Annotated in this window: 15 protein-coding genes and 3 tRNA genes; 7 read left to right on the plus strand and 11 right to left on the minus strand. The window is 63.2% G+C overall.

What is annotated here, in order from left to right; translation table 11 throughout:
- Window positions 1-2 precede the first annotated feature (2 nt).
- The 7 genes from cyoA to ACIPK7_RS25350 all read right to left on the minus strand — a co-directional run bounded on the left by cyoA (window position 3) and on the right by ACIPK7_RS25350 (window position 7,862).
- The gene (gene cyoA, locus ACIPK7_RS25320) at window positions 3-998 is read right to left on the minus strand and encodes a ubiquinol oxidase subunit II (protein WP_192431666.1); all 996 of its coding nucleotides are present in this window, start codon (window positions 996-998) and stop codon (window positions 3-5) included.
- Window positions 999-1,927: 929 nt separating this feature from the next.
- Window positions 1,928-3,508 (minus strand): TolC family protein, encoded by a 1,581-nt coding sequence (locus ACIPK7_RS25325; RefSeq protein ID WP_192431667.1) that lies wholly within the window; start codon window positions 3,506-3,508, stop codon window positions 1,928-1,930.
- Between the two features lie 5 nt (window positions 3,509-3,513).
- The gene (locus tag ACIPK7_RS25330) at window positions 3,514-4,818 is read right to left on the minus strand and encodes an HlyD family type I secretion periplasmic adaptor subunit (RefSeq protein ID WP_192431668.1); all 1,305 of its coding nucleotides are present in this window, start codon (window positions 4,816-4,818) and stop codon (window positions 3,514-3,516) included.
- Window positions 4,819-4,825: 7 nt separating this feature from the next.
- Complete coding sequence (locus ACIPK7_RS25335) at window positions 4,826-7,015, minus strand: type I secretion system permease/ATPase (RefSeq protein ID WP_401090927.1); 2,190 nt, start codon at window positions 7,013-7,015, stop codon at window positions 4,826-4,828.
- A gap of 603 nt (window positions 7,016-7,618) precedes the next feature.
- Window positions 7,619-7,694, minus strand: a tRNA-Lys gene (locus ACIPK7_RS25340).
- A 6-nt stretch (window positions 7,695-7,700) separates the two neighbouring features.
- Window positions 7,701-7,777, minus strand: a tRNA-Pro gene (locus ACIPK7_RS25345).
- A 9-nt stretch (window positions 7,778-7,786) separates the two neighbouring features.
- A tRNA-Asn gene (locus ACIPK7_RS25350) sits at window positions 7,787-7,862 on the minus strand.
- A gap of 216 nt (window positions 7,863-8,078) precedes the next feature.
- Between ACIPK7_RS25350 and ACIPK7_RS25355 the strand changes: the two genes are divergently transcribed.
- The gene (locus ACIPK7_RS25355) at window positions 8,079-10,379 is read left to right on the plus strand and encodes a DUF1631 domain-containing protein (RefSeq protein WP_401090929.1); all 2,301 of its coding nucleotides are present in this window, start codon (window positions 8,079-8,081) and stop codon (window positions 10,377-10,379) included.
- 11 nt (window positions 10,380-10,390) lie between these two features.
- Window positions 10,391-10,744 carry a PilZ domain-containing protein gene (locus tag ACIPK7_RS25360; protein WP_192431671.1) on the plus strand — a complete coding sequence of 118 codons (354 nt, stop codon included), beginning with the start codon at window positions 10,391-10,393 and terminating at the stop codon, window positions 10,742-10,744.
- A 126-nt stretch (window positions 10,745-10,870) separates the two neighbouring features.
- On the opposite strand, the gene clpB is transcribed toward ACIPK7_RS25360, so the two are convergent.
- The 3 genes from clpB to rluD all read right to left on the minus strand — a co-directional run bounded on the left by clpB (window position 10,871) and on the right by rluD (window position 15,371).
- Window positions 10,871-13,435 carry an ATP-dependent chaperone ClpB gene (clpB, locus tag ACIPK7_RS25365; protein ID WP_401090931.1) on the minus strand — a complete coding sequence of 855 codons (2,565 nt, stop codon included), beginning with the start codon at window positions 13,433-13,435 and terminating at the stop codon, window positions 10,871-10,873.
- 254 nt (window positions 13,436-13,689) lie between these two features.
- Window positions 13,690-14,415, minus strand: a complete 726-nt coding sequence (pgeF, locus tag ACIPK7_RS25370) for a peptidoglycan editing factor PgeF (RefSeq protein WP_401090933.1) — start codon at window positions 14,413-14,415, stop codon at window positions 13,690-13,692.
- A complete protein-coding gene (gene rluD / locus ACIPK7_RS25375) occupies window positions 14,412-15,371 on the minus strand; it encodes a 23S rRNA pseudouridine(1911/1915/1917) synthase RluD (RefSeq protein ID WP_192431674.1) in 960 nt (319 codons plus the stop codon). Before rluD ends, pgeF begins: the two co-directional genes overlap by 4 nt.
- A 147-nt stretch (window positions 15,372-15,518) precedes the next feature.
- Here rluD and ACIPK7_RS25380 point away from each other — a divergent pair, with 147 nt between their 5' ends.
- The 4 genes from ACIPK7_RS25380 (at window position 15,519) to ACIPK7_RS25395 (ending at window position 19,873) form a co-directional block, all read left to right on the plus strand.
- Entirely contained in the window at window positions 15,519-16,544 is a 1,026-nt protein-coding gene (locus ACIPK7_RS25380) for an outer membrane protein assembly factor BamD (protein WP_138212188.1), read from the plus strand.
- 154 nt (window positions 16,545-16,698) lie between these two features.
- Window positions 16,699-16,941 (plus strand): PP0621 family protein, encoded by a 243-nt coding sequence (locus ACIPK7_RS25385; RefSeq protein ID WP_401091003.1) that lies wholly within the window; start codon window positions 16,699-16,701, stop codon window positions 16,939-16,941.
- A complete protein-coding gene (locus ACIPK7_RS25390; protein ID WP_192431677.1) occupies window positions 16,931-18,520 on the plus strand; it encodes a PAS domain-containing sensor histidine kinase in 1,590 nt (529 codons plus the stop codon). Before ACIPK7_RS25385 ends, ACIPK7_RS25390 begins: the two co-directional genes overlap by 11 nt.
- Before the next feature lie 15 nt (window positions 18,521-18,535).
- A complete protein-coding gene (locus ACIPK7_RS25395; protein WP_401090936.1) occupies window positions 18,536-19,873 on the plus strand; it encodes a sigma-54-dependent transcriptional regulator in 1,338 nt (445 codons plus the stop codon).
- Window positions 19,874-19,886: 13 nt separating this feature from the next.
- On the opposite strand, the gene thiO is transcribed toward ACIPK7_RS25395, so the two are convergent.
- Window positions 19,887-20,996 carry a glycine oxidase ThiO gene (gene thiO / locus ACIPK7_RS25400; RefSeq protein WP_401090938.1) on the minus strand — a complete coding sequence of 370 codons (1,110 nt, stop codon included), beginning with the start codon at window positions 20,994-20,996 and terminating at the stop codon, window positions 19,887-19,889.
- A 194-nt stretch (window positions 20,997-21,190) separates the two neighbouring features.
- Between thiO and ACIPK7_RS25405 the strand changes: the two genes are divergently transcribed.
- Window positions 21,191-21,721 (plus strand): GspH/FimT family pseudopilin, encoded by a 531-nt coding sequence (locus ACIPK7_RS25405; protein ID WP_401090939.1) that lies wholly within the window; start codon window positions 21,191-21,193, stop codon window positions 21,719-21,721.
- The last annotated feature ends 56 nt before the right edge of the window (window positions 21,722-21,777 follow it).

The following is a 21,777-nucleotide window of genomic DNA, read 5'->3' on the forward strand; positions in this document are numbered from 1 at the left end:
GGTTACTCCTGGCTCGGATTCGTTTGCATGCCAGGCATGCCTTGCATGTTGCTCATGTCGTGGCCCGCCATGGCGGTCTCGTCATGCGCTGCTTCGCCGTGCTCGCCCTTCTCGGCCTGTTCTTTGGCTTCGTGGGCCTTGGCCATCGCGTGGCCAGCGTGTTCCCACTTGTTCAGCACGTGAGAGAACAGCTCGGGGCTGACGGTTGCGAAGTAAGTCGCCGGGACGTTCTCGGTCGGCTTGACCAGCTCCGGGTACTGATCCAGGTTCAGGGTCTGCTGCGAGGCCTTGACCTTCGCGACCCAATCCTGGAAGCCCTGCTCGGAGGTGGAGATGGCCTTGAACTTCATGCCCGAGAAGCCGCCGCCGCTGTAGTTCGCGGAGATGCCGTCGAACACGCCTTCTTCGTTGGCGATCAGATGCAGCTTGGTCATCATTCCGGCCATGGAGTAGATCTGGCTACCCAGCTGCGGAATGAAGAAGGAGTTCATCACCGAATCCGAGGTGATCTGGAAGTTCACCGGGGTGTCTTTCGGGAAGGCGATTTCGTTGACGGTGGCGATACCCTGTTCCGGGTAGATGAACAGCCACTTCCAGTCCAGCGAGATGGCCTGGATGGTCACCGGCTTGACCTCGGAGTCCAGCGGACGGTACGGGTCCAGCTTGTGAGTGCTCTCCCAGGTGATCCAGCCGAGCACGGCGATGATCAGGCAGGGAACCAGCCATACCACCAGCTCGATCTTGGTCGAGTGAGACCAGTCCGGCATGTAGGTGGCCTTGGTGTTCGAAGCCCGGTATTTCCAAGCGAACCCGAAGGTCATCAGGATGACCGGCACCACCACGATCAGCATCAGCAGGGTTGCCGTGATGATCAGGGACTTCTCGTCAGCGCCGACCTGCCCTTTCGGGTCGAACAGCGCCATGTTGCAACCACCGAGCATCAGCATCGGCAGCCACGCAAGTCTCTTCAAAATTCCTGTGTACTGCTCTTTTTTCATCTTGCGGCCTTAGTGGATGAAAATCGCTTCACCGCCCACGAGCCTTCGCCACGCACTGCTCGACGACTCGTTACCCGCGACTTTTCCAAGCCGCCTGCCAGGGCTGTCATGGATTCACGAACGCGGCCGCACGGATTCCAGGCAAAGGGAGGTCGCCCGGTCTTCGCGATGCGAAACCGATTTCGTCAGCTGATTCGTTCCGTGTTATTCAGCGTGTGGTGTCTGGACTGGCGGCTCGTTGAAGCGCGCGCGTCGCACACCGGATGCACGAGCGGATTGCCCGACTCGTCTTGATGACAGGAGCCCACCGATGGCAGCCCCCTGTTGTTATGCCGCTGCACCGAAGGGTGAGCACTGGCTTTGATCTACGTCAGTGCGACTCAGCGATTTGGGGGTAGGAAATGGACGGCGGGTATTACAAAGCATTTCAGAAACCCCTTTCAAGGCCCATTCCGCCCATTTTTAACAAGATATTTTCTCAGTCAGAGAAACAGTCCCGTGCAAATTCGCTCACAAAACAACCAATTCACAGGAATTGTGCAGGGTTATTCCCTCCCTGCCAGGGGCTTGCACAGGCGCGCCATGGGAATGTGTCAGAACCATGAACGACGGGGCTTTCAGCGCGCTTCCCCAGATCCGAAAAGCGACCTCAACGCCTTCGGCAAAGTCCTTGCCATGATGGCGATCAAGATCCTTTGCGAAAGTCGCGTATTCCCCCTGCGCACCCTGCGACACATCGACGCACAGTGACTTTGGCAAGAGGCAAAGTCATTCAAATTATGACGATCGTGCAGAGTGCACAGGGGAAGCTTTCCGCGGCATGCTCGCCTCGATGAACAGGCGAGCATGGTTTTCACGACCACCGAAGCGGGCATGCCGGGAAGAAAGAGACAAGAGTGGCGGGACGCTAGTTACGCTGCCCGCAAGGATCAGAAGCTGGCCGCTTCGCCAGAGTTCGACAGCCACGCCATCAGATCGCTAGCTTCCGCTCGGATGCGCAAATCGGACGCCTTGGCGCTGTAGTAGGTATCGGCTGCCGCGATCTGCTGCGAGTAGTAGTCGTTCTCGGCAATCAACACGTCCAGAAGGGTACGCTTACCCAGGTGGTACCACTGGTCATAGAACATCTTGCGTACCCGATCAGACTCCGCCAACAGGGCGGTGTAATCGCCAACACGGGCAGTCGACAGGTCGCGCTGCTCGACCAGGTTGCGAATGCGATACTCCGACTCACGACGGGTAGCTTCCATTTTCTGCTCCGCCGCATCAGCTCGGGCATAGGCGGCGCGTTGCGCGGCCGATGCGGAACCACCGGAAAACGCCGCCCACTGCACAGCGAGGCCGGTCGACCATGGCTCTTCGTTGTCGAACATATTGTCGCCTGTATTACGACCGACGACCCAGTTCAACTTCGGCATGCGCGAAGACTTCACGGATTCGGCATTGGCCAGTGCGGCGTCTTTCTCCCAGCGCGCCTGGCGCAGAGCGGGCTGATCGCCCATGAGCTCCAGCGCCCGATCCAAAGGCATCGGTGCCCAGTCCCACTTGGCGTTCGCCGGCACACTCACGTCCTTCCCCACGAGCTTGGCCAGGGTGGTCTTCTGCTCCTGCAGCTTCGACTGCACCAGATCGCGGGCAGTTTCCGCCTGCAACAAACGAGCTCGAGCCTGAACGAGCTCGCTACGGCGACCCGGGTCGGTCTCAGCGATCTGCCCGAGCATATTCACCAGCTCACGCATGCGCATGACATAGCGATCGCTGATGTCCAACGCTTCCTGCTGGTGAGCCAGTTCCAGCACCCCCGAAGCGGTGTTGTAGGCAACCGTCACCTCGGTCTGCCCTTTCGCCTCTTCCTGCGCATTGGCAGTTTTGCTGCGGCTGTCGATCGTGTGCCGGATCGCACCGAAGTCATAGACCGGCGTCACCACCTGCACGGAGGTAGTGCCACCGTTGTCATACTTACTGCCGCCGCTCTGCAACTGCTTCGAGTTGGCGCTGATCTGAACTTGCGGCCAGCGCGCGCCCTTGGCCTGTTCCACATCACCCTTGGCAGCCTGCCAACCGGCATCCGCCTGCTTCAGCTCGGGGCTGATGTTCAGCGCTGTGCCCACCAGTTCACGCAGATAGGCCAGCGACGACTGCCCCTGCCCCAGGCTCGACGCCGACACCTCCGTTTTCAGCTCCGCCGGCAGGCTCAGATCTAGCCCGGAAGACCGCTTGGCCGGTTGTGGCTTGGCGACCGGCACGGCGCTGGCTGTGGTAGCACGCAATCCGAGTTCGGCTTGCGGGGCCGCTGACGGCCGGTCCTGGTTCATGGAGGTAGCTTGAGCGTCACGAGGCATTGGAGCGGCCACGTCGACAGCGGTCTGTTGGGGCTTGGAGTAGAAGCTCAGTGAACTGCCAAGGTCATTCGCCTTGGCCAAGGAACTGAGTGAAGCCATCGTCAGCACCATGGCCGAATGGCCGAAGCGCCAACGTTTGCTAGTTGCGTAAGGCTTACGGTTTTTCATTTCAATTATCTCTCACGGAACGCTTCACGCGCTTTCAGCGCGGGCTTGAGTATGTAATCCAGAATGGTTTTTTCCCCGGTGCGGATCTCGGCGGTCGCGGTCATACCGGGAATGATCGGGAAATGCTTGTCGCCCATGGTCAGATCGGCCTGGTCGGTACGAATCAGCACGCGGTAGAAGGAGGTATCCGGGCGGCCCTGGCGAGCCATCTCGTCGTCCTTGATAGTGTCGGGGCTGATGAGCTCGATCCTGCCTTTCAAGCCGCCGTAAATAGCGAAGTCATAGGCCGAAATCTTCACGGTGGCGGCAAGACCGGGGCGCAGGAACGCCACGTCAGCCGGGCGGATCTTCGCCTCCACCAGCAACTGATCCTCCAGCGGGACGATCTCCATGATGTCCTGGCCTTGCTGGATGACCCCACCGATGGTGTTGGCCCGCACGTTCTTCACGATGCCCTTTAGCGGTGCAGTGATGATGGTGCGTTTCATCACATCCTCGCGACCCGCCGCGCTTTCCAACGCCTGCGCAAGCTCGCTCTCGACCCGCGTCAGCTCGGCGTTGGCTTCCGACCGATACTTGTTGCGGCGCTCACTGATCTGCAGGTTGAATTCGTTTGCCTGGCGGCGCATGCGAAGGATCTCGACGTCCGAGATCAATCCTTGCTTGGCCAGTCGCTCCGATACATTCAGCTCGCCCTGGGCCAGCGACAGGCTCTTCTGCAGCCCGGCAACACCTTCGTCCAGCGCATGCTTGCGGGCGTTGTAGGCCTCGGTCTCGGCCTCCACGATCGATTCCACGGCGAGCACATCCGGTGGGAACACCAGCGGTTTGCCATACGCCTCCGAACGAAGGCGCACCAACTGGCCCTTGAGCGCCAGCGTCTTGGACTGCGCCTCACGGAAACTGGCGCCAGCGCGGGTCGGATCGATCTTCAGGAGAACCTGCCCCGCCTCCACCACGTCGCCTTCCTTGACGTTCATCTGCTCGAGGATGCCGCCCTCCAGACTCTGGATGACCTGCTCGCGGCTGGAGGGAATCACCTTGCCCTCTCCCTTGGTGATCTCTTCGACTCGGGCAAAGTAGGCCCAGACGATGAGGCCGGAGAACACCGCCGCGATCAGCAGCAGCACCACCGTGCTCGCCGTGGTTTTCTGGGAAATCAGCGCAGCCTGAAGGTCCGAGACATAGGCAATGTCATTGTCGCGCAGCCGCGCCACTTCCTTCGCATAGGGCGAGACCTGAGGCGCCGGCGCCTTCGAGGGCTCGACGACGGCGGGGACAGCCGCCTGCGGGTTGGGGGTATCAGTCATGACCTACTCACCAAGTAGTGGCCGGCGCCTTGCCAGGCGCTTGAGAATTGTTGGCCTGCAGGGCTCGCAGCACTTCGTCCTTGGGGCCGTCGGCGACGATCTGCCCGGCATCCACGACGATTAAGCGGTCGACCTGCTCCAGCACCGAGAAGCGATGGGTGACCACCACGACTGTGCAGTCACGCGTGGCCGCTTCCAGGCGCTGCAGGAAAAGGCGCTCGGTCTGCATGTCCATGCCGCTGGTGGGCTCGTCCAGCAGCAGCACCTGCGGATGCAGCAACAGCGTGCGAGCCAGGGCGAGCAGTTGACGCTGCCCACCGGACAGGGCCTGGCCCATTTCACCTACGGGGCGGTCGAAACCCAGTGGGTGGTTGGCAACCACGGCGTCCAGCCCGGTCAGGCGCATCACGTGCAGCAGTTCTTCGCTGCTCGCCGCCGGGTTGCCGATCATCAGGTTCTCGCGCAGCGAGCCGAAGAACAGCCGCGCATCCTGGCCGACGAAGCCCACCGTGGAGCTCCAATCCGCCGGGTCGATCTGTTCGGCGTCGATGCCGTTGATCAGCAGCCGTCCCTCCACCGGCTGGTACAGGCGGGCCATCACTCGCAACAGGGTCGACTTACCGCTGCCGATGCTGCCGACAATGGCCACGCGCTCGCCGTGCTTGATGCTCAGGCTGATGTTGTTCAGTACCGTGGGGCGTGGTTGCATCGGCGGTGCGGGGTAGGAGAACTTCAGCTTGCGCAGCGACAGTGTCGCGCTCTTCGGGACATCCAGATAACGGCGATTGCTGTCGCGCACCGTGGGGATTTCCATCAACTGGTTCAGCGAATTCAATGCTGTCTTCGCCTGCTGGTAGCGCACCGCGAGACCTACCGAGCTAGCCAGTGGCGCCAGGGCACGGCCGCTGAGCAGCACCATGCCAACCAGCGCGCCCTGGGTCATGTCGCCATCGCCTATCCGGTAAACCCCCCAGAGCACGGTGATCACCGTGGTCAGCTGTGTGATCAGCGATACCGAGTTCGCGGCCATGTTCGACAGCGCCTTGGTCTTGATCCCCGAGGCGGCCAGTTGCGCGCTGAAGTCTTCCCAGCGGCGCAGCATGCTGCCCTCGGCACGGACCGCCTTGAGCGTCTCAACGCCTTCGATAGCCTCGATCAGCAGGCCGTGCTTCTGCGAGGCTTCGCGAAGATTCACCTTCATGAGCTTGGACAGTGGCCACTGGATGTAGGCACACAGGCCGAGAAGAACGATCATCGCCCCTAGCGGCACCAGCGCCAGCGGTCCGCCGATCACGAAGAGCACGAAGACGAACAGCAGGCAGAACGGCAGGTCAGCCAGCGTTGCCAGCGACGCCGAGGTGATGAAGTCACGTACCGACTCGAACTCGCGGAACTGGTTGGCGAAGGACCCCGCGGACGGCGGTTTGTGCTCGAGCCGGACCTCTATCAACTGACGGAACAGGATCGAGCCCAGGATCAGGTCGGCCTTCTTGCCGGCGTTGTCGATCAGGTAGGCACGGACCTGACGCGAAGTGAACTCAAAGCCGATCGCCACCATCACGCCGATGGCCAGCGACCAGAGCGTCACGTACGCCTGGTTCGGTACGACTCGGTCGTACACGTTCATGATGAAGAAGGTACTTGCCAGTGCCAGGATGTTGATCAGAACGGTCGACAGCGCCGCGCTGTAATAGAAGCGGCGGTAGTTCCAGAGAGTGGAGAACAGCCAGTGGCCTTTTCCCTCCGATCTGGGCACTTCAGTGCGAGCATCGGGAGCCGCCTTGGGACGTGCCAGCAACGCATAGCCCAGGTAGTTCTCCTGCAGCTCCGCCGCACTCATGGTGATGCTCCCACCGCCGGCCTCGGGCACCACCAGTTCGAATTCCTCGCCACGACGGGCAACTAGAATGCGAGCTTCGCCGTTGCGGAACAGCAGCAGCAGAGGAAAAAGGTACGATGACAACTCAGCAGGGCTGCGCTTGACCCAGCCGGCACCGATGCCGGCCTGCTCGAGCATCCGAGCCACCAGGCTGGGGCGCAGTTTGCGATCGCGCGGCAGGCCGGCATAGAGCGACTCGAGAGTCGTGTTCCGCTCGAAATGGGTGCACAGCCAGCGCACGCCTGCAAGCAGGCTGTCACTTTGTGATGAAATGCCCAGTTCGACTTCAGTAGTCGCGGGCGCAGAGGAGGAATTCATGTGCACACCTTCGTAAGAGGGGAAAGCTGTGCGCATGTTAGAAATGCACCGCTGAGCGCGGCATCAGAAAAGCCTGATTGGCCTGACGTACCTTTCCTTCACCGAGCAATTGGCACTGTACGGCAGCAGGTAGGAGCTGGCAGACACCGCAAAACGCCGTTCTGAGCGCCCATCACAAGCGCGACTCGGGGAGTCATGCAGGTGTGGACAGACGAGCGCCAGCTGAACGTTCCATTCGGCCGAGCCTGATTGGCCAGCCGCTCGCGGTACCTCGGTGTATTACGGGAGTTTGTGCGACGCAGGGAGCGACATCTTGCGCACCGCCAACCCAATACCCACGAAACCACAGCCCCAACCGGCAGCGAGGGCATTACTCGATAGCTAACCTTCGCCGTCTGCGCGGAACAAATTACTCCGCCCTGGCGCGGCCGTTCACTGAGGGATACTTTCAACGAAGACCGGGAGGACCCGGACGTAGGGAGGAAAGGGGCAAAGGATCGAATCAGGCCTGGAAACGAAAAAGCCCACCTCGAGAGGTGGGCTTTTTGCTAGAAGCGGCTTGGGGACCGCTTCAGGCACTCAGCAATGCTGATGCCTTGAATATGGTGGGTCGTGTAGGATTCGAACCTACGACCAATTGGTTAAAAGCCAACTGCTCTACCGACTGAGCTAACGACCCAAATGTTGGTCGGGGTAGGGGGATTCGAACTCCCGACATCTTGCTCCCAAAGCAAGCGCGCTACCGGACTGCGCTATACCCCGTTTGAAAGTTGGCTCCGCGACCTGGACTCGAACCAGGGACCCAATGATTAACAGTCATTTGCTCTACCGACTGAGCTATCGCGGAACAACAAGCCTTTCAATCTCCTCTACTTTCTTCCGGCTTCACCGGATTCCCGTATCAGAGGCGCGCCATTTTACGTATATCGAAACGCCTGTCAACACTCTGATCCAAAAAGTTTTTCTCTGCTTTGCAGCGGGCCGGGCTGATTGCTATATCTGCATGGATAAATTCGAGTGATCCACCGCGGGTGCTAACGGAACGATCACGCACAGGATGGCCATGAGCAACAAGGACACCCCACCACCCTCCCCCATCGCCAGCCGGATGATCCAGCCGCGCTTCGGCGAACTGGTGCAGGGCTGCCGTCAGTTGGCGATGAATCACCTCGCCGAGCTCCTGGGTAATGTCTTTGCTCAGGTGGACGACACACTCTTCGAATGCGCCGAGAAAGCCGAGAACAACCAGGTCCAGGCACTGTTCTTCGACGCCATGCGCGAAGTTCGCCGCGAGCGCCCGAACCTCGAGCGTTTCTACCACCAGCGCATCGCCCAGGGCCTGAGCGACTTCCTCGAGGGCAAACTGCCTCTCGCGGAGCCGTTGGAAGAGCTGGATATCGACCAATTGACCCTGGTCGGCAACGACGAATATGAAGAAACGCTGCTGGTGACCAACATGGTCAACCAGGTGCGCGCCCACTGCGCCCAGCAACTGTTCGCACTGGATCAGCGCCTAGCGCTACTCAACAATGGCAGCAAGCTGGGCGAGGACCGCAATCCCTTTGGCCCGCAGGCCATTGCCCAGGCGTTTCGCGACATCCTGGCGCGTAGTGCCTTCCCGTTGCGGATCAAGACCATCCTTTATGTGCTGTTCGATCAGCAGGTCATGCAGCATCTGCAACCTTTATATGAGCAGTTGAACAAGCGCCTGGCCGAGGGCGGTGTCCTACCCAACCTGAAGTACCGTCCGCAAGCGCAGCGACAGACCTCCCCACCCCCGCCGCGCCCGGCTGTGGCCGAGAAAAACACCGCAACGACGAGCGGCGGAGCGGCGGCACCACCGACCTACGCCGCGAGCGACCTGCCGGATATGCCTCCGGGAGACCGCAACGCCCTGTTCGGCGGCCTCGCAGTGCTGCTCGCCGAATACCGCCGGCGCGGCGACAAGGCCACGCTGTTCGGAAGTACCCAGAGCATCGTCAGCTTCGGACCGCGTTCGGCCACCACAACCTACAGCGCCAACGAGCTGCTGGAGGCGCTGAATCGACTGCAGCGCGAGTCTGCCCAAGAGTTGGCCCACCGGCTGCGCCATCCGCAGCCTGTCGATGCGCTGAAGGCCGACCTGCAGCGCCAGCTGGAAGCCGGCAGCGCGCAACCGAACAACACCCGACTGACCGACCAGGAAGCCGATGTCATCGACCTGGTGGGCATGGTCTTCGACTTCATTCTCGACGACGAGAACCTGCCCGACAGTTGCAAGACCACGCTTTCCCACCTGCATACGCCCTTCCTCAAGGTGGCGCTGCTGGATAAGCAGCTGTTCACCCAACATCATCATCCTGCGCGCAAGCTGCTCAACGCCATGGCCCAGGCCGGCGTGCTGTATGGCGGCGAGGGAGAGGAGCGCGCGCTGCTGGCGAAGATGCACTGGATTGTCGAACGGGTGATCCAGGACTTCGTCGGTGACTTGGCGCTGTTCGACACCCTGCTGGGCGACTTCAACGAATACGTCACCAACCTGAGGCAGAAGGTCGAGCTGCGCGAACGCCGCGCTATGGAGGCCGCGCGCGGCCGCGATCGCCTGCTGGCGGCGCGGGAGCAGGCGCTGGATGCCATCGCCAAGGTGACCCACGACCGCCACCTGCCGGAGCTGGTGCGCAGCTTCCTGGAAATGAGCTGGTGCGATGCTCTGACGTTCATCGTGCTACGCAGCGGTGAGCACAGCGAAGAATGGAAACGCGCCTGCGAAGTCGGCGAACAGCTGGCCTGGAGCGTGACGCCGCTGGACGCCGCCGGCCGCGAGCACCTCCAGGCGATACGCCTGGCGCTGCTGGAAGAGCTGCGCAAGGGCCTGGAGGTGCTCGGTGGTTACCACGAGGACGGCATCCGCCGGTTACTGCAGGACCTGGTCGCCTGCCAGCACGCAATCCAGGCGCAGCAGCCCCAGATCGCTGCGCAGCTCAAGCAGGACCTGCCGGAAAGCCCGTTGGGTGCCATGCTCGGCGCCGAGGGGCACACTCTGGTCAAACCCAACGGCGAAGCGTTGTCCGAACGCGTGCGGGTATTGATGAAGGAACTCAGTCACCTGGAATTCGGCACTTGGTTCGAGTTCAGCGACACCACCCCGGCACGCCGGCTCAAGCTTTCATGGTTCAGCCCGACCACGCGCAACTACATGTTCGTCGACCACACCGGGCAGCGGGTGGCGGTCAAACCGATAGTGCAGTTGGCCCAGGAGATGGAAGCGGGCAAGGTCCGCCTGGTGCCGACGGAACAGTCCGCCCCGCTGATGGATCGTGCCCTGAATGCGATCTACCGGGTCCTGCAACGCTTTACCTCCGGGCGCAGCCCGGCCCAGACCTGAAGGAGCAGTCGATGAGTGAGCGTCGCCAGCACAGCCGGCAGCAGACCGGGCTGACCGTGGAAGTCTTCGACCGCCATTCCAGGCGCAGCCTCGGTCGGCTCGCCGACCTGTCCGCCGAAGGGTTCATGCTCTGTGGCGTTGAGGTTCCGGAGGCCGACTCCGTCTGGGATTGCCTGCTCGTGCCGGCACCGCCGCTGGACGAGATCGGCGAAATCCAGCTCGGCGCCGATTGCCTGTGGAGCCGCGCCGGCACCGACGGCCAACTGGGCTGGGCGGGTTTCCACATCATCGATATCGCCGAGGATCAGGCCGAGCTGATCGAGCAACTGCTGGTCATGCTGGGCGGAGCCCGTGAAACCGGCTGACCGCCGAAACACCTGTAGGAGCGCCGTGTCCTGCGGTTCGCGAGCAAGGGCTAGGCGCCCCCCTCGGTCCTACAAATAGCCAAAGAAAAAGCCCGCCAATTGGCGGGCTTTTTCGTGGGGCATGGATCAGGAGAAGACGATCTCGTCGTTCTGAACCTTGGCGTGGATCTGGGTGCCAGGGTTGAACCGGCCGGCCAGGATCAGTTGCGCCAGCGGGTTCTCGATCCAGCGCTGGATCGCACGCTTGAGCGGCCGCGCGCCATATACCGGGTCAAAGCCCACGGCGATCAGCTTGTCCATCGCCTCCTCGCTCAGCTCCAGACTCAGCTCACGCTCGGCCAGACGCTTGCGCAGACGGCCCATCTGGATGCGGGCGATGCCGGCGATCTGCTCGCGGGCCAGCGGCTCGAACACCACCACTTCGTCGATCCGGTTGATGAATTCCGGACGGAAGTGCGAATTCACCGCGTCCATGACGGCCGCATGCTGGGCTTCACGGTCGCCGACCAGTTCCTGGATCTGCGCTGAACCGAGGTTCGAGGTCATCACCACCACGGTGTTGCGGAAGTCCACCGTACGGCCGTGGCTGTCGGTCAGGCGACCGTCTTCGAGCACCTGCAGCAGCACGTTGAAGACGTCCGGGTGGGCCTTCTCGACTTCGTCGAGCAGCACCACGGAGTAGGGTTTGCGGCGCACGGCCTCGGTCAGGTAACCGCCCTCTTCATAACCGACGTAGCCCGGAGGAGCACCGATCAGGCGAGCCACGGAGTGCTTCTCCATGAACTCGGACATGTCGATGCGCACCAGCGCTTCCTCGGTATCGAAGAGGAATTCGGCCAAGGCCTTGCACAGCTCGGTCTTGCCCACCCCGGTCGGGCCGAGGAAGAGGAACGAGCCGCTGGGGCGATTCGGGTCCGCCAAGCCTGCACGGGAACGGCGCACGGCGTTGGAGACGGCCACCACGGCCTCGTGCTGGCCGATGACGCGCTTGTGCAGCTCGTCTTCCATGCGCAGCAGCTTCTCGCGCTCGCCTTCGAGCATCTTGGACACCGGGATACCGGTCCACTTGGCGACGACTTCGGCGATTTCCTCGTCGGTCACCTTGTTGCGCAGCAGTTGCTTCTCGGTCTGGCCGTGCTGGTCGACCATCTGCAGGCTGCGCTCCAGGTCCGGGATTGTCTGGTACTGGATACGGGCCATGGTTTCCAGATCGCCCTTGCGCCGCGCGGTTTCCATTTCCTGCTTGGCCTGCTCGATCTTCTGCTGGATCTGCGCGGAACCCTGGACCTCGGCTTTCTCCGATTTCCAGATTTCCTCGAGATCGGCGTACTCGCGTTCGAGCTTGGCGATGTCTTCTTCCAGCTTGGCGAGGCGCTTCTTGGTGGCCTCGTCATCTTCCTTCTTCAACGCCTCGCGCTCGATCTTCAGCTGGATCAGGCGGCGATCCAGGCGATCCAGTTCCTCCGGCTTGGAGTCGATCTCCATGCGGATGCGGCTGGCGGCTTCGTCGATCAGGTCGATGGCCTTGTCCGGCAGCTGGCGGTCGGTGATATAGCGGTGGCTAAGCTTGGCCGCGGCGATGATCGCGCCGTCGGTGATGGTCACGCCGTGGTGCACTTCATAGCGCTCTTTCAGGCCACGCAGGATGGCGATGGTGTCTTCCTCGCTCGGCTCATCCACCAGGACTTTCTGGAAGCGGCGCTCCAGGGCGGCGTCCTTCTCGATGTACTGGCGGTATTCGTCCAGGGTGGTGGCGCCCACGCAGTGCAATTCGCCACGGGCCAGGGCCGGCTTGAGCATGTTGCCAGCATCCATGGCGCCTTCGGCCTTGCCGGCGCCGACCATGGTGTGCAGTTCGTCGATAAACAGGATGATCCGGCCTTCCTGCTTGGACAGCTCGTTGAGGACGGCTTTCAGGCGCTCCTCGAACTCGCCACGGAACTTGGCGCCGGCGATCAGCGCGCCCATATCCAGGGCCAGCAGACGCTTGTCCTTCAGGCCGTCCGGCACTTCGCCATTGACGATGCGCTGGGCCAGGCCCTCGACGATGGCGGTCTTGCCGACGCCGGGCTCGCCGATCAGTACCGGGTTGTTCTTGGTGCGGCGCTGCAGGACCTGGATGGTCCGGCGGATTTCGTCGTCACGGCCGATCACCGGATCGAGCTTTCCGTCTTCGGCGCGCTTGGTCATGTCGACGGTGTACTTGTCCAGCGCCTGGCGCGAGTCTTCGGCATTCGGGTCGTTGACCGCTTCACCGCCGCGCAGGTTGGCCACGGCATTCTCCAGGGCCTTCTTGGAGACGCCCTGGCTGGTCAAGAGCTTGCCGAGCTTGGTGCTGTCGTCCATAGCGGCGAGCAGCACGAGTTCGCTGGAGATGAACTGGTCGCCCTTCTGCTGCGCCAGGCGGTCGGCCTGGTTGAGCAGGCGCGCCAGATCCTGCGACAGGTTCACGTCGCCAGTGGGGTTCTGGATCTTCGGCAGCGTGTCCATCTCTTTATTGAGGGAGGCACGCAGCGCAGGGATATCGAAGCCGACCTGCATCAGCAGGGGCTTGATGGAGCCACCCTGCTGCTCGATGAGCGCGGACAGCAGGTGCACAGGCTCGATGGCCGGGTGGTCATGTCCAACGGCCAGGGACTGGGCATCGGAGAGTGCAAGCTGGAGCTTGCTGGTCAAACGGTCGATTCGCATGAGGGTCGTCCTTCCTTTCTATAGCGGGCCGGAGCGATGAGTGCCCCTGATCACGACTAACCCGCCGGGATGTCAGATAGATAAGGACGATTTTGGTCGGTTCAAGCCATTTGGCCATGACACCCGTCAGTTAGTGCCTTCGAAAGGACCTCAGGAATGGAGTTGAACCTGTAGGAGCGCGCTTGCTCGCGAACCTCGCCTGACACAAAGGTATCCAACTGTTCGCGAGCAAGCTCGCTCCTGCAAACAGACTGTCAGGCCAACCAGATCAGGCTGGCAAGTCGGCCGGTGCGGGAGCTGCGGCGGTAGGAATAGAAACGCTCGGTGTCGGTGAAGGTGCAGAAATCCCCACCATAGACGGCAGTCACCCCTTTCGCCGCTAGGCGGATGCGCGCCAGCTCATAGATGTCGGCCATGAATTTGCCAGCATTGGCGCTCGGCACGAAGGCGCGTGCGGCTTCGGCGTGGTCCGCCAGGAAGGCTTCACGCACTTCCGCGCCGACTTCGAAGGCCTGCGGGCCGATGGACGGGCCGAGCCAGACCAGCAATTCCGCCGGCGCGACGCCCATGGCGTCCACGGCCGCCTCCAGCACGCCGCCCGCCAGCCCGCGCCAGCCGGCGTGGGCAGCACCGACACGGGTCCCCGCGCGGTCACAGAACAGCGCCGGCAGGCAATCGGCCGTCATGATGGTGCAGGCGATGCCGGGCGCGGCGCTCCAGCTCGCATCCGCGGTGGCGACGACGGAAGGATCGGCCTCGACGACATCGGTGCCATGCACCTGGCTCAGCCAGGCCGGCTGGCAGCCCAGTTCGGCAGTCAGGCGGCGGCGGTTCTCGGCGACGGCGGCCGGCTCGTCGCCGACGTGGTCACCGAGGTTGAAGCTGTCGAAAGGCTCGACGCTGACGCCGCCGGCACGAGTAGTCACGCAGGCGCGGACGTTCGCCGGGGCCGGCCAGTCAGGCGCCAGCCAGGGACTCATACGAAAGACTCGTTGTCCTGCCGCAGCAGGCTCAGCAGCCAAGTGAAATCATCCGGCAGCGGCGACTCCCACTTCATGCGCACGTTGGTGGCCGGGTGATCCAGCTCCAGGAAGCGCGCGTGCAGGGCCTGGCGCGGGAAATCGCGCAGGGATTCGACGAGGGTTGGGCTGGCCCCCGGCGGAATGCGGAAACGCCCGCCGTAAGTGGGGTCGCCTACCAGCGGGTGGCCGATGTGCGTCATATGGACGCGGATCTGGTGGGTACGCCCGGTTTCAAGCTTCACCCGCGTGTGGGTATGCGCACGGAAGCGCTCCAGTACGCGGTAATGGCTGATGGCGACCTTGCCGGTCTCGATCACCGCCATCTTCTGGCGCTGCACGCCGTGACGGCCGATGGGCGCGTCGACGGTGCCGCCGGCGACGATCACGCCGGTGACGATGGCTTCATAGATGCGGCTGACGCTACGCGCCTGCAACTGGGCGACCAGGTTGGTGTGCGCTTCCAGGGTCTTGGCCACCACCATCAGGCCGGTGGTGTCCTTGTCCAGGCGGTGCACGATGCCGGCGCGCGGCACGTTGGCCAGGTGCGGCACGTGATGCAGCAATGCGTTGAGCAAGGTGCCGTCCTGGTGGCCGGCGGCGGGGTGAACCACCAGGCCGGTCGGCTTGTCGATGACCAGGATCTGGTCGTCTTCATAAACGATGTCCAGCTCGATGTCCTGGGCAACCCATTCACCCTGGGCCTCCAGTTCGACATCCAGTTCGAGGCGCGAGCCGGAATGGACGATGTCGCGCGGCCGCAGCACAGCGCCATCGACCTTGAGACGGCCGTCCTTGATCCAGCCAGCCAAGCGCGAGCGGGAGTGGTCGGAGAAGAGCTGGGCGGCGACCTGGTCGAGACGCTGACCACCGAGGTCGAACGGCACTTCTGCCGCGAGTTGGATGATATTGGACATGACGGGACACGAAGGGCGCGCGGCCTTTTGGTTCGGCTGCACGCTGTGGTTAAATACGGGGCCTTTGTCCCAGGGGTATCCCTGGGGCGCCAATCATAACAGACGGTTGCGGCCGCGACAGCCGACCGTCCAGGGACGCAACTCGCCATGCAAGTGAAACACCTGCTGCTGATCGCCATCCTCGCCTTCGTCACCGCCTGCTCCTCCAAGGGCGAGAAGGTGGATGAGAACCTGAGCGAAAGCCAGCTGTACCAGCAGGCACAGGACGACCTCAACAACAAGAGCTACACCAACGCCGTCGCCAAGCTGAAGGCGCTGGAGTCCCGCTATCCGTTCGGCCGTTACGCCGAGCAGGCCCAGTTGGAACTGATCTACGCCAACTACAAGAACATGGAGCCTGAGGCCGCCCGCGCCTCCGCCGAGCGCTTCATCCGCCTGCACCCGCAGCACCCGAACGTCGACTACGCCTACTACCTCAAGGGTCTGGCCTCCTTCGATCAGGACCGTGGCCTGCTGGCGCGCTTCCTGCCGCTGGACATGACCAAGCGCGACCCGGGCGCCGCCCGCGACTCGTTCAACGAGTTCGCCCAGTTGGTCAGCCGCTACCCGAACAGCCGCTACGCCCCGGACGCCAAGGCGCGCATGATCTACCTGCGCAACCTGCTGGCGGCCTACGAAGTGCACGTCGGCCACTACTATCTGAAGCGCCAGGCGTATGTCGCCGCCGCCAACCGTGGCCGCTATGTGGTCGAGAACTTCCAGGAAACCCCGGCCGTCGGCGATGGCCTGGCGATCATGGTCGAGGCTTATCAGCGTCTGGGCCTGAACGATCTGGCCGACTCCAGCCTGGAAACCCTGAAGGCGAACTACCCGGACAACGCCAGCCTCAAGGATGGCCAGTTCGTTCCGCGTGAAGACGAAGCCGACAACCGCTCCTGGCTGGCCAAGGCCACCCTGGGCCTGATCGAAACCAACGATGCCCCACCGCATATGGAAACCCAGGCATCCAAGGACGTGATCAAGCAGTACGAAGACGCCGAACAGCAGATTCCGGCTGAACTCAAGCCCGAGAACCAGAGCGACGTGCAGGAAGAACAGCACGAGTCCGAAGGCAACGCTGGCAGCAGCGACCGCTCCTGGTTCAGCTACATGACCTTCGGCATCTTCGACTGATACCGGCAGGTTCGACGAAAAAGGGAGGCTTCGGCCTCCCTTTTTCATTGGCGCAAAGCACGGACGCTTTCCCCATCGCCAGGCGGGTGCGCGCACGGGCTCACTGTGCGGCGCCGCGTGGCTTGGATAAACTGCCGCTCTTTATGCACAAGGGATTGCCATGACCCGTCTGCTGTTCTGGATCGCCCTCTTCGCCTTTGGCTGGTGGTTGTGGCGCAAAGCTACCCGGCCTGCCCGCCCTGTCGAGAAGCCCAAAGGCGACGACCCGGCCGCGCCGATGGTCCGCTGTGCACAGTGCGGCGTGCATGTGCCGCAGAGCCATGCCCTGCAGGACGAGAGCCAGTGGTACTGCAGCCGCGCACATATCGAACAGGACCGCACTGACCGTGGTCGCTGAAGGCATCTCGCTCACGGGGCAGGGCCTGCGGGTCCTGCGCCTGTATCACCTGTATCGCCTGACCATAGGGCTGGTGCTGGTGCTGCTGATTTCCAGCAGCCTGGACGATGAGCTGCTGAAGCTGGCCCACCCCGAATTGTTCCACGTCGGCTGCTGGATCTACCTGGTCCTCAACATTCTGATCGCGGTGCTGATGCCAACACCGCGACAACTCTTGCCGATCTTCCTCCTGGCGGCACTGGACATACTCCTGCTCAGCGCCCTGTTCTATACCGCAGGCGGCATTCCCAGCGGCATCGGCAACCTGATGGTGGTTGCCGTAGCCATCGCCAACATCCTGTTGCGGGGCCGCATCGGCCTGCTTATCGCCGCGATCGCCGCCATCGGCCTGATCTACCTGACCTTCTACCTGAGCCTCAGCCAACCCACAGCCATCAATCATTACGTGCAGGCAGGCGGGCTGGGCGCCCTGAGCTTCGCCTCGGCCCTGCTGATCCAGGCCCTGGCGCGGCGCCAGCAGATCGTCGAAAGCATCGCCGAGCAGCGCGCCACCACGGTGGCCAACCTCGAAGAGCTCAACGCGCTGATCCTGCAGCGCATGCGCACCGGCATCCTGGTCCTGGGCGATCGCCACCGGGTACTGCTGGCCAACCAGAGCGCCACCACCCTGCTGGGTGGCCACGACCTTCCCGGCCATTCGCTGGCCGAGTACAGCCCGCCCCTGGTCTCCAGCCTGCAGCAGTGGCAACAGAATCCCGCGCTGCGCCCGCCAAGCCTGCAACCCGTGGAATCCGGCCCGACCGTACAGCCAAGCTTCATCCCGCTGCGTCGGGACAACGAACAGCACATCCTGATGTTCCTCGAAGACATCTCGCAGATCGCCCAGCAAGCCCAGCAACTCAAGCTCGCCGCCCTGGGCCGCCTCACCGCGGGCATTGCCCATGAGATCCGCAATCCGCTGGGCGCCATCAGCCATGCGGCGCAGTTGCTGCTGGAGTCCGAAGAGCTGGACAAGCCCGACCGGCGCCTGGCGCAAATCATCCAGGATCAGTCGCGGCGCATGAACCTGGTCATCGAGAACGTCCTCCAGCTGTCGCGCCGGCGCCAGGCCGAGCCGCAACTGCTCGACCTGAAGTACTGGCTGCATCGCTATGCCGGCGAGATGCGCGAAGGCCTTCGGGAAGGCCAGCAGATTCACGTGGAAACCGGCCAGGGCACCGTGCAGACGCGCATGGACCCGCACCAGTTGACGCAGGTACTGACCAACCTCGTACAGAATGGGTTACGGTACAGCACTCAGAAGAACGGCACCGGCCAAGTATGGCTGCGATTGTTCCGCGACAGCGAGACCGACCTGCCCGTACTCGAAGTCCTCGATGACGGGCCCGGCATCGCCAACGAACAGCGGGGGAAGCTGTTCGAGCCGTTCTTCACCACTGAAAGCAAGGGCACCGGCCTTGGCCTGTACATCTCCCGCGAGCTGTGCGAAAGCAACCAGGCCCGGCTGGACTACAAGACGCGTGACGAAGGCGGCAGCTGCTTCCGCCTCACCTTCGCCCACCCGCGCAAACAAAGCTAAGAAGACGCAAAGAGCATGAGCCGTCAAAAAGCCCTGATCGTCGACGACGAACCCGACATCCGCGAGCTGCTGGAGATCACCCTCGGCCGCATGAAGCTGGACACCCGCAGCGCCCGCAACGTCAAGGAAGCCCGCGACTTCCTGGCCCGCGAACCCTTCGACTTCTGCCTCACCGACATGCGCCTGCCCGATGGCACCGGCCTGGACCTGGTGCAGTACATCCAGCAGCGCCATCCGCAGATGCCGGTGGCGATGATCACAGCCTTCGGCAGCCTCGACACCGCGGTGCAGGCTCTCAAGGCCGGCGCCTTCGACTTCCTGACCAAGCCGGTCGACCTTGCCCGCCTGCGCGAGCTGGTGAATTCCGCCTTGCGTCTGCGCTCGCCGGAGGCCGAGGAAGCGCCGGTGGACAGCCGCCTGCTCGGTGATTCGCCACCCATGCGCACCCTGCGCAACCAGGTGGCCAAACTCGCCCGCAGCCAGGCGCCGGTGTACATCAGCGGCGAATCCGGCAGCGGCAAGGAGCTGGTGGCCCGACTGATCCACGAGCAGGGCCCGCGCGAGAGCCAGACCTTCGTGCCGGTCAATTGTGGCGCCATCCCGTCCGAACTGATGGAGAGCGAATTCTTCGGCCACAAGAAAGGCAGCTTCACCGGTGCCGTGGAAGACAAGCTCGGCCTGTTCCAGGCGGCCAACGGCGGCACGCTGTTCCTCGACGAAGTCGCCGACCTGCCACTGCCGATGCAGGTCAAGCTGCTGCGCGTCATCCAGGAAAAGGCCGTGCGCGCCGTGGGCGGACAGCAGGAGGTCGCGGTGGACGTGCGCGTCCTCTGCGCGACCCATAAGGACCTGGCCGCCGAAGTGGCAGCTGGCCGCTTCCGTCAGGACCTCTACTACCGACTGAATGTCATCGAACTGCGCGTTCCGCCGCTGCGCGAGCGCCGCGAAGATATCCCGCTACTGACCGACCGCGTCCTCAAGCGCCTGGCCGGGGACAACGGACTGGCTGCCGCGACGGTCAGCCCCGATGCGCTGGAGAAGCTCAAGAGTTACCGCTTCCCCGGCAACGTTCGGGAACTGGAAAACATGCTGGAGCGCGCCTACACGCTCTGCGAGGACGACGTCATCCAGCCTCACGACTTGCGCCTGGCCGAAACCAGCATGGTGGACAGCGGTGGTGACGCAAGCCTGGCGCAGATCGACAACCTCGAGGACTACCTCGAAGACATCGAGCGCAAGCTGATCATGCAGGCGCTGGAAGAGACGCGCTGGAACCGGACAGCGGCGGCGCAGCGCCTGGGCCTGACCTTCCGCTCCATGCGCTACCGCCTGAAGAAACTGGGGATCGACTGATCCCCGTCCGCTTTCAGACGATGGGCGTCGCCACCAGGCGCCCTTCTGGCGCATAGGGTGCCGCTTCGATGATCGGCTGACGCTTCTGCATCAGGTCCGCCAGCAACTGGCAGGACGCCGGCGCCAACACCAAGCCGTTGCGGTAATGGCCGGTGTTCAGCCACAGTCCACGGTGACCGGGCACCTCGCCGATGAAAGGAATGCCCTGAGGCGAGCCCGGACGCAGTCCGGCCCAGTGCTTCACCGGCGCCATGCCCTTGAGCGCGGGGAGCAGTTCCTCCGCCGATGCACGCAGGCTGCTCAGAGCCTCGTCCGACGGGGTCTTGTCGAAACCGGCGTGCTCCAGCGTGCTGCCCACCAGAATGTGCCCATCGCGACGCGGAATCGCGTAACGACCTTTGGCCAGCACCATGCTGGAAAGGAAGTCCGGGGCGCAGCGATAAAGGATCATCTGTCCCTTCACCGGCTCAACCGGTAGCTCAAGCCCCAGCTCTGCCAGCAATTCGCCGCTCCAGGCGCCGGCCGCCAACACCACCGAATCGGCCGTGAAATCACCCTGCGGCGTGCGGACGCCCGTCACGCTATCGCCCTGCTTCAGGAAACCGGTTACCTCGACCTGCTCCTGCACGCTCACATTCGGCAGCTGCATCAGCGCCTGGCGAAGCGACTTGGCCAGGCGCGGGTTGCGCACATTGGCCACGCCGGACATGTACACGGCGCGCTCGAAGCCCTGCCCCAGTACCGGGACAGCTTCATGCACGGCGCCTATATCCACTTCCGCAAGCGGGCGGCCATGGGTCCTGGCCCACGCCAGGGCTTCGGCCTGGTCGTCCAGGTCCAGCCAGTAGAGGCCCGTGACGTGCACTTCCGGGTCGAGACCGGTATCCGCCAGCAGGCGCTCGCCCAACTGCGGATAAAAATCCTGCGACCAGTGGGCCAGGTTGGCGACCGCCGCGCTGTAGCGCCACGGATAGAGCGGCGAGACGATGCCGCCGCCGGCCCAGGACGCTTCGCGCCCGGTCTCGCCCTTCTCCAGCAGCACCACCTCGGCGCCCGCCTGCCCCAGAGTCCAGGCAGTCAGCATGCCCACCACTCCACCGCCCACCACGATCATGTCCGGCATACCACGCCCCACATCACAGGAAAATCAACGGCCCATCGCCGGCCGCACACTATACCGGGCATGGGCTGACGACGGAGCACGACGGAAGTCAGTGCGGCATCGGACCGCTCCTACAGCGCCTGTCCAACTCGCTGGCAGGCGCAGGCTATCCGGCGACCAATACTTCCCGCTCCTCAACTGCCCGGAAGCGAACCATGGCCAAGGAGCAATCTACTATCAGTGAGCAGGGCTTCACCCTTGTCGAGCTGCTGTTCACTCTCGCGATACTGGCGATCGCACTCTCCATCGCAGCCCCAGACTTCAGCGAACTCCTGCATAACCAGCGGGCAAGCACAGCCACCCAGGAACTGCGCAACGCCCTGAACTTCGCCCGCGAATCGGCCGTGCACAGCGGGCAACCGATCAGTATCGCCGCGACACATGGCGACTGGGCTGCCGGCTGGGAGGTTTTCGCCGACTCCGCCAATAGCGGCGTCCGCGCCCCTCAGCAACAGCCACTTGCGGCCCACGGCCCCCTGAGCGGTATCAGCATCCGTACCGACAGCACCTCGCGCCGTTACCTCCACTTCACCCCGCGCGGCAACGCAATCCAGCCCAAAGGCGCTTTCCACGCCGGCACGCTGACGCTCTGCGGCGCGGGCCGAACGAGTTATCACATCGTGTTCAACAAGGCGGGACGCATCCGCACCGAGGCCGGAAACACCGAGGACTACTGCCCCCGCTGACCGACTTCTCACCCCTTGCGCGACGGTGTTCACAGAACCTCGGCGGGCATGACCGA

The organism is Pseudomonas sp. NPDC086581 (genome assembly GCF_044746165.1).
Classification (GTDB): Bacteria; Pseudomonadota; Gammaproteobacteria; order Pseudomonadales; family Pseudomonadaceae; genus Pseudomonas.